The organism is Bacillus sp. FJAT-27245, from assembly GCF_001273955.1.
GTDB lineage: Bacteria > Bacillota > Bacilli > Bacillales > Cytobacillaceae > Bacillus_D.
In genome coordinates this window covers 355549-363926 of record NZ_LIGI01000001.1, presented here as the reverse complement: position 1 = coordinate 363926, position 8378 = coordinate 355549, and the positions used below count along the sequence as shown (strand labels likewise).

7 protein-coding genes are annotated in these 8378 nt (G+C 47.1%); 3 read left to right on the top strand and 4 right to left on the bottom strand.

The annotated features are described in order from the left end of the window. Positions 1–149: 149 nt before the first annotated feature. The gene (locus ADU24_RS01720) at positions 150–761 is read left to right on the top strand and encodes a LysE family translocator (protein WP_053365016.1); all 612 of its coding nucleotides are present in this window, start codon (positions 150–152) and stop codon (positions 759–761) included. A gap of 43 nt (positions 762–804) precedes the next feature. Here ADU24_RS01720 and buk read toward each other — a convergent pair whose 3' ends face one another. From buk to ADU24_RS01700, 4 genes are all read right to left on the bottom strand, one after another. Next, positions 805–1887 (bottom strand): butyrate kinase, encoded by a 1083-nt coding sequence (gene buk / locus ADU24_RS01715; protein WP_053365015.1) that lies wholly within the window; start codon positions 1885–1887, stop codon positions 805–807. A 12-nt stretch (positions 1888–1899) separates the two neighbouring features. Continuing rightward, positions 1900–2820 carry a phosphate acyltransferase gene (locus tag ADU24_RS01710; RefSeq protein ID WP_053365014.1) on the bottom strand — a complete coding sequence of 307 codons (921 nt, stop codon included), beginning with the start codon at positions 2818–2820 and terminating at the stop codon, positions 1900–1902. A gap of 195 nt (positions 2821–3015) precedes the next feature. Beyond that, positions 3016–4377, bottom strand: a complete 1362-nt coding sequence (locus tag ADU24_RS01705; RefSeq protein WP_053365013.1) for an amino acid permease — start codon at positions 4375–4377, stop codon at positions 3016–3018. A gap of 241 nt (positions 4378–4618) precedes the next feature. Further along, positions 4619–5953, bottom strand: a complete 1335-nt coding sequence (locus ADU24_RS01700) for a hemolysin family protein (protein WP_082307012.1) — start codon at positions 5951–5953, stop codon at positions 4619–4621. 449 nt (positions 5954–6402) lie between these two features. On the opposite strand from ADU24_RS01700, the gene ADU24_RS01695 reads away from it, so the two are divergent. Further along, entirely contained in the window at positions 6403–7344 is a 942-nt protein-coding gene (locus tag ADU24_RS01695; protein ID WP_053365012.1) for a CgeB family protein, read from the top strand. A gap of 27 nt (positions 7345–7371) precedes the next feature. Further along, positions 7372–8376, top strand: coding sequence for a glycosyltransferase (locus tag ADU24_RS01690; RefSeq protein WP_053365011.1), 1005 nt, complete (start codon positions 7372–7374; stop codon positions 8374–8376). Positions 8377–8378: the final 2 nt, after the last annotated feature.

Genomic DNA, 8378 nt, shown 5'->3' with positions numbered 1-8378 from the left:
GCTTCCCGTGATAGGGAAACCAAGACTCAAAACTTTTTTGCCTAATGATACATAAAACAGCGTGAGGCTCAGGCCCGCGCTGTTTTTCTTTTTACACCTTCTGCCTGTCGTGTTAAACTAAGGAAAAATTACCGGGAGGCGCTGAGACAATGAGTGACTTTTTAACGTTTTTGCTGCTATCGCTTTTTGTGGTCATGAGCCCGGGAATCGACACTGCGCTAATTACAAAAGGGACTATTTCCGGAGGGCGGAAGGATGGATATAGGATTGCACTGGGGATTACAACCGGTTCATTGGTCCATACCGTGGCCGCGGCGTTCGGGCTATCCGCTATCCTAATGCAGTCCGCAGTGGCATTTGAAATCGTAAAATATGCCGGCGCACTCTATTTAATTTATCTCGGCGTCTCCTCGCTTTTCMCCCGCCGAAAGTCGGCTGAAGGCAAAACTGCCAGTGAAAAACCAGGCTCCGCCTATAAACAGGGGCTTCTCTCGAATGTCCTCAACCCAAAGGTCGCAATGTTTTTCCTGACTTTTTTGCCGCAATTTGTACAACCTGGCGGTGAAACAACCAGGCAGCTCGTCCTAATGGGCGTTATGTATACCCTCCTCTCCATCAGCTGGTTTTTCCTCTATGTCTATTTTATTAATTTCCTGCGCGATTGGCTGATGTCGCCAAACGTACAGAAAGTGATGGACAGGGCCACAGGCATTGTCTTGATTGGATTTGGCTTGAAACTTGCACTGGATAGGCATCAATAATACATTTAATAAGGAAAGCGGCTTCTGCACCGAAGCCGCTTTTTTAAACGAATAGTCCTGTATAGGCGCGTTTCGCTTCCTCCCCACTCAACACCCTCAGCGCACCCTCCGCCAAAGCCTCCAATTCTTCTTCGCCGGGAATGACAAATACTTCGCCCAAAAACCCGATTTTTTCATGGATTTTTCCCACCATATAATCCGAATGCGCAAGGCCGCCTGTTAAAATAATGCCGTCCAATTGGCCATCGAGAACCGCGGCCATTCCGCCAATTTCCTTTGCAATTTGATGTACCATTGCCCTCAGGACAAGCTCCGCCTGGGCATCCCCATCCAATGCCCGTTCCTCTGCTTCCAACGTGCTTTTTGTCCCAAGATAGGAGAAAAGGCCACCCTTCCTCGAAACGAGTTCAACCATTTCTTCCTCCGAATATTTTCCCGAATAGCAAAGCCCGATTAGCTGCTTTACCGGAAGTGTTCCGGATCGTTCAGGAGAAAATGGGCCCTCATTGTCCGCATTGTTGACATCAATGAGTTGGCCCCGCCGCGCGGCCGCCACCGAAATGCCGGCGCCCAAATGGGCAACGACAAAATTCAGTTCTTCAAGTGGCCGGCCCATCTTATTGGCTATTTTCCGCGAAACAGCCTTGATGTTCAGCGCATGGAGCTGGCTAATCCGCTCGATTCCCGCAAACCCGGACAGCCTCGATTCAGGGATAAACTCATCCACGGTAACCGGATCGACGATAAAGGCTCGTATCCCAAGTTTCGAAGCAATTTCAAAAGCAAGGATCGGCCCGAGGTTTGAAGCGTGTTCCCCGAATGCACAGGACCTTGCGTCGGCGAGCATGTCTTCGCAAACCTCGTACGTCCCACCTTTTACTGGCTTAAGCAATCCTCCCCGGCCGGCAACCGCAGTGAGCCGATTGGCATCAAGGCCATGCTTCTTAAGAAATTCCAAAACAGCTTGCAAGCGGAACGGAAGTTGGTCCGCAATTTTCAAAAAAACGGAAAGAGTTTCGTCCCGGTGGCGCACTGTTTCCGAAAAGAGAAGCTTTCGGCCTTCATAGATTGCCAGCTTTGTGGACGTTGAACCAGGATTGATTGCAAGTATATAATTATCCATCATGCCTATCTCCCTTTAGACCGGAATCGCCGCATTCGACGCCGCCACAACGGCGAGCGCGATGGACGCGAGCTTTGCCTTCGCGGAATCCGACCGGGAATTTAGGACAAGCGGCACCCTTGCCCCGAGCACGATACCGGCCATCGTTCCATGGGCGTAGTACGTAATTGCTTTTCCAAAAATATTCCCGGCTTCAATCGTTGGAACGATCAGCAAATCGGCTTTCCCATCCAGCTCGCTCTTGATGCCCTTATGAAGGAGCGATTCCTTGCTGATGGCAAGGTCAAGCGGCAGCGGGCCTTCTATTAAGAGAGGTTTCTTGTAATCCGCTTTTAGTTCCGCTACAAGCCTGCCCGCTTCGCACGTTACGGGCATTGTTTCCATCACAAGCTCATTGGCGGCAAGGATGGCTGTGCGCGGGCCTTCAATCCCGATTTGTTCGAGGAACGCAAGGGCGTTCAGCACAATTTGCTTTTTTTGCACATAGTCGGGGGCAATATTAATTCCCCCATCCGTCATAAAAAGGAGCTGGTTTGTGCCAGGAATTTCGAATGCCGATAAATGGCTGAAAATGCGCCCTGTCCGCAATGAAAGCTCCCTGTTCAGGACTCCTTTCAGGAAAGGGGTTGTGTTCACGAGCCCCTTCATAATTGCCTGGGCTGTTCCTTCGCTCGCAATCTTTGCGGCGGTATAGGAGGCTTCTTCATCCGTATCTGCTTGAATGATTTCATAATCTTCCGTTCTGAAATCCATTAGGCTGGCCAACTGGTTAATCTGCCTTGCATCCCCGACGAGGATAGGTTCTATCATGCCTAAGCTGACTGCGTCTTTTACCGCCTCGAGCACAGCCAGATCATGAGCAGCAGCAACACCCATCCGAATCGGCTTTCTTTTTCGGGCTTCCTCCACTACATCCGAAAAGCTTCTATATCTCATCCTATTCACCCCGTTAAAGGCCTACTTTTTAAAAAAATCGTCTTACTATAATTGTAAACGCTCCCATTTAGGCAGGGCCGCACGTTTCATGCCAACTTTGTTACAACTTTATGAAAATGCCGATAGTGGAAGGCATGCAAATTTGGATGAGTGAAAAAAAGCGCCAATCCCCAAAGGACTGGCGCTCATATAAACTTAAGCTTTTTTCTTCATCCGGTACCCGATATACAGGATGGCATACCAAATCGGGCCAACGAACAAGGCAACCCGCATACCTTCGATGAACGCCATCAAGACGATGACCAAAGCAAGGAATGCGAGCGCGAACCAGGAAGAATACGGATAGAAAGGGAGTTTGAATTTAAGCTCCGCTACTTCCGCCGCTGACCGCGCCTTCCTGAATTTTAGCTGGGTCAACAGGATAATTGTCCAGCTCGTGATGACCGCAACGGTCGCGACCGCGGAAATGTACATGAATACTTTTTCCGGGACGATATAATTAAGGAAAACGGCAATCAACAAAAATAATGACGAGAACAGAATACCCCTGCTCGGAGAACTTGAACTGTTCAGTTTCCCAAAATAAGCCGGTCCGTTCTTTTGCAGCGAAAGGTTGTACAGCATCCGGCCAGTGCTGAACAATCCGCTATTGAATGAGGACAGGGCGGCTGTCAGGACGACAAAGTTGATGATATGGGCCGCACCCGGGATGCCGATGCTGTCAAATATCTGGACAAACGGGCTTCCCTCTGAACCAACCTTGTTCCACGGGAAAAGAATCATCATAATCCCAAGGGCGCCAATATAGAAAATAAGGATTCGCCATATTACACTGTTGATTGCTTTCGGTATTGATTTCTTCGGATTCTCAGCCTCCCCGGCCGTAATCCCGACGAGTTCCACGCCGCCAAACGAAAACATGACCATTACAAGGGAAAGCAGGATGCCATTGATTCCGTTTGGCATAAATCCTCCGTGTGCCCAAAGGTTGTCAAAGCCAAGCGGCTGTCCGCCATTGCCAATGCCGAACAGGATAATGGCCAGTCCGGCGAGCAGCATTCCAATGATGGCGACAATTTTAATCATCGCAAACCAGAATTCGAATTCGCCAAACGCCTTTACGTTAATCAGGTTGATCGCGGTAATGACGACGAGGGCGGCAAGTGCGCTTGCCCACTGCGGAATATCCGGGAACCAGTAGTTCACATACACTCCGACAACAGTGATTTCCGCCATGCCGACAACGACCCACATAAACCAGTAGGTCCAACCGGTCAAATAGCCGGCGAATGGCCCCAGATACCGGTTTGCGTACGAACTGAATGAACCTGAAACAGGTTCCGCCACAGCCATCTCGCCAAGCGCGCGCATAATGGCGAAAATAACAATGCCGCCGACCAGATATGACAGGACGACAGCCGGCCCGGCCAGCTTGATCGTGGCGCTCGAACCATAAAACAGGCCGACCCCAATCGCGCCGCCAAGGGCGATCAATTGAATATGCCTGCTGCTTAATCCTCTCTTCAAGTCCTCTTTTTCATGAGTTGGACTCCCCATTGATGTAACACCCCACTGCTGTTTATTACGATACGATTTATACATAATACCATAGAAGCAGTTATTATTTTAAGAAAATTTTTGCTTTTATCCTGGCAAGTTATGGCTCCCTCCAGAAAGCATCCATTCAACAAGGAGCTGCATCACTTCCCGGACAATATAAACAAGTGGGATATGGGTTTTTCGTTATAACAAAAAAAACAGCCGGCAATACGTTGGACCGCAATACCGGCTGCCGGGATTATTCAGTGACGTCCTCCACTTTTTCACCATCAAGGATGTCGGCGCGCACCTTTGTAATCCTCCGGTCATTCATTTCTTCCACGGTAAACAAAACGTTGCCGTGCTGGACGGTATGCTGCTCAAGCTCGCTCGGGATATAGCCAAGCTGGCCGATGACAAACCCGCTGAGTGTATCGTATTCATGGATTGGCAGGTCTACCTTCAACAGCCTTTCGACTTCGTAAAGATTCGTGGTTCCCGGGATGAGATACGTTTTCTCATCCATCACAATAATTTCTTCCTCATCAATTCCGGGGTCATCGTATTCATCGAAAATATTGCCGACGATTTCCTCAATGACATCCTCGATTGTCACAATCCCGTCCGTCCCGCCATACTCATCGATGGCAATCGCCATATGGACATTATTCGCCTGCATGTCCCTGAATAAATGGTCAATGCGCTGGGACTCAAGTACATAATGGGGCTCCCTGATAAGATTTTTAAGGCTGAACGCATCCTCGGAACAGTTTTCAATGAACTGGAGCAAATCCTTCGCATGGAGGATCCCAACGATATTATCAATATTTTCCTCATATACGGGAAAGCGTGTATATTTCTCTACATTCACTACCCGGACCGTTTCCAAAAGGGAGTAATCAATTGGCAGGGCGACGATATTCGTACGGTGTGTCATGATATCCGAGACGGTCTTGTTATCAAACTCAAAAATATTGTTGATCATGACCTTTTCGGCTTCCTGGATGGTCCCTTTTTCTTTTCCGACATCAACCATCATCCGGATTTCCTCTTCGGTGACGTTTTCCTCTTCCGCATTCGGGTCAACCCCGAAAAGCCGGACAATCGCATTCATGGATAAAGTGAGGAGTTTTCCGAATGGCGAAGTGATCCTGGACAAAACCGCAAGCGGCTTGACCGCGAAAAACGCAATCGGTTCCGCTTTTTGCAGGGCGAGCCGTTTCGGTACCAGTTCCCCGAGAACAAGCGTGAAGTAGGAAAGGACCAGGGTGATAATAATAAGCGAGACCGACTCAAGCAAATTCTTGCTTAAAGGAACCCCAACCTCCACAAGCCAATCCGCAAGCCTTCCCGCAAAGCTTTTTCCCGCGAAGGCACTCGCCAGGAAACCTGCAAGCGTAATCCCGATCTGGATAGTCGCAAGGAAACGGCTCGGCTCGGACAGGAAATTTTCCAGCGCGATCGCCTTCTTATTCCCATTTTCCGCCATAATCCTAATCTTGTTATCGTTCAATGAGATAAAGGCAATTTCCGACGCCGCAAAAAAAGCATTGATAAGGATAAGGATAAGTAGAACCACTATTTCAATAAACAAAAGAACCAGCTCCCAATATGGATAGTGAAAAGCCGCCGCTATCAGCAGGGGATTTCGAACCCCCGCCTTCAATGAAGATTATCCTCCACCGCCCTCTGCTTGCCTTGTGAAAAAGACGTGCGCGAAAACGTCCGGCTTCAAGCAATCCAGTTAGTTTTATGTTTCCGATTTATTCAATTCACATACTGCCGATTTCTTTTGGCAGAGCCCTTTCCTTACTTTTATACAAACCTCCGTTTTTTTAAACAAATCCGGCTTTTAAACTCGCCTTTTTTTTCGGACTTCCAAACAACATGAGTCCTTCAGGCAATACAGACGTGCTGTTGGGGATTTTTTTGTAATCTATGCCAATACCCTTACCTTTTTCCAAAACATTCATACAATGCCAAGAAAGGAAGTAAGGCCATTGATGAGTTTCATACAAGAGTAAGGTTAGGGAGTGCTAATTTATGAAAATTCTTTTTACAAATCCCCCACCAATCATTAAATACGGAATGCAGCCCGGCTTTGAAAAAATGGGCTGGGAAACAGACAGATTGGAGGTTCCCGAACAGTCAGAGAAGGGCCTGATAGAAAAAATCAACCGTTTTAAGCCCGACTATATTTTCACGGAAGGCGGGGTAGACACTAAAAGATTCGTTTTCCCGGTCCTTGAAAAGTTCTCAATCCCCCATATTTATTGGGCTATCGAGGATCCCGTCGCCAATGATTCACTAGCAATGGAATGGGCTGAGAAATCGGTCCTGACGCTTACCCCCTGTGTAGAAATGCTGAAAAATTACAAAAAAAAGAACCATAAGGCGATTTGCATTCCCTTTGCCATGGACCCCGATTACTATAATCGGAAAAAGCCGAAAAAGCCGTATATTGGCCTCGATGCCGTCCACATAGGGAATAATTATGACGTTTTTGATGAGCGGTACGAAGCGTACACGTATATCTTTCAGCCTTTTATAGATAAAGGAAAAGAGATTGCCATCTATGGGATGGACTGGCAAAATCGGAATCACCGTTTTTATGTCCCCGATCCGTATGCAAAGGGTTATCTTTCGCATGAAGAATCCGTTTACGCCTATTCTTCAGCAAAGATTACTCTTGGGGTCCATTCAATAACCGACTCGGCTACGATGCAATCCATGAGGACATTTGAGGTTCTGGGATGCGCGGGCTTCTTTTTAACCCAGCGGACAAAAGCAATTGAATCGATGTTTGAAAATCACAAGCATCTTGTATATTCCAGCAGCTACGATGAAACAGTCGATTTAATGAATTTCTATCTTGCCAACGATTCCGCAAGGGAAAAGATCGCCCAAAACGGGCAAAAACATGTGTATAAGTACCACACCTACAAGCAAAGGGCGGCAGAAATAATAAATGAGCTTACTAGTTGAATCCAAATGTGAAACCGGGGTGTTTTTATGAAAGAAATTACCGTTATTTATCCTCCTGCCATTGACTATAAGTTCATGCACCAAAGGCCCCAGCAAATGATGAAAGTCCTGGCTGTCCTGGGTGCCAATGTCCTGTTCATTAATCCGGAAACGTTTTTCGAACAAGAAAAACCGATTGAACAGCCTTTTCCATTCCTTCCGAATTTTAAGGTTGTTAAAAAGGATGTCAATTTAACTCCTTTAATAACCGGAAGGGTCGTTCTTTGGTGCGCGGTGAACCAGGGAAGAGAAATAGACCGGTTCAAACCCGACCTGGCAATATTCGACTCCTGCGATCTTCCTTCCGATGAATTCGCGGTGTGGAAAGACCTCATTCCGGAAATGGAGCGTAAATGTGACATTATTTTTGCTACGTCGATGCCCATTTATAAAGAACATAAACAAAACGGAAGAAATGTCTTTCTCCTCCCAAATGGAGCCGATTTTGAACATTTTAAACAAGCTTCAACCCCTATCGGTGAGCGGCCAAAGGACTTGCCTGAAACAAAGGGCAGTCCCCTGGTGGGGTATTACGGGGCAATCTATTCCTGGCTCGATGTAAAAATGATTGAAAAGATTGCAACGCACTATCCTGTCGTTTTAATAGGCTCAAAAACACTGGAAATAAAGCATCCAAATATCACCGTGCTTGACATGAAATTTTATGAGGACTTGCCACAATACCTTAGCTGGTTTGATGTTGCGATTATCCCATTTAAAATGACGGATATGATTAAAGCAACCAATCCAATTAAATTTTTTGAATACCTCTCTGCCGGGAAACCGGTTGTAAGCGCGCCGTTGCCTGAATTGTCGGTTTACGGAAATGTATGTTACTTTGCGGACGAAGAAAATGTACTAGGCCAAATTGAATCAGCACTAACGTCAAATACAAAAGAAAAAATACTGAAGAGACAAAAAACCGCAAAAGATAACTCCTGGCTCCGCCGGGGAGAAGACGCAATGAGAATTATACAAAACCATCTCTCATAACT

Coding starts and splice junctions, on each gene's coding strand:
- buk (WP_053365015.1), bottom strand. CDS start 1,887: ATGATGGATAATTATATACTTGCAATCAATCCTGGTTCAACGTCCACA.
- ADU24_RS01710 (WP_053365014.1), bottom strand. CDS start 2,820: ATGAGATATAGAAGCTTTTCGGATGTAGTGGAGGAAGCCCGAAAAAGA.
- ADU24_RS01705 (WP_053365013.1), bottom strand. CDS start 4,377: ATGGGGAGTCCAACTCATGAAAAAGAGGACTTGAAGAGAGGATTAAGC.
- ADU24_RS01695 (WP_053365012.1), top strand. CDS start 6,403: ATGAAAATTCTTTTTACAAATCCCCCACCAATCATTAAATACGGAATG.
- ADU24_RS01690 (WP_053365011.1), top strand. CDS start 7,372: ATGAAAGAAATTACCGTTATTTATCCTCCTGCCATTGACTATAAGTTC.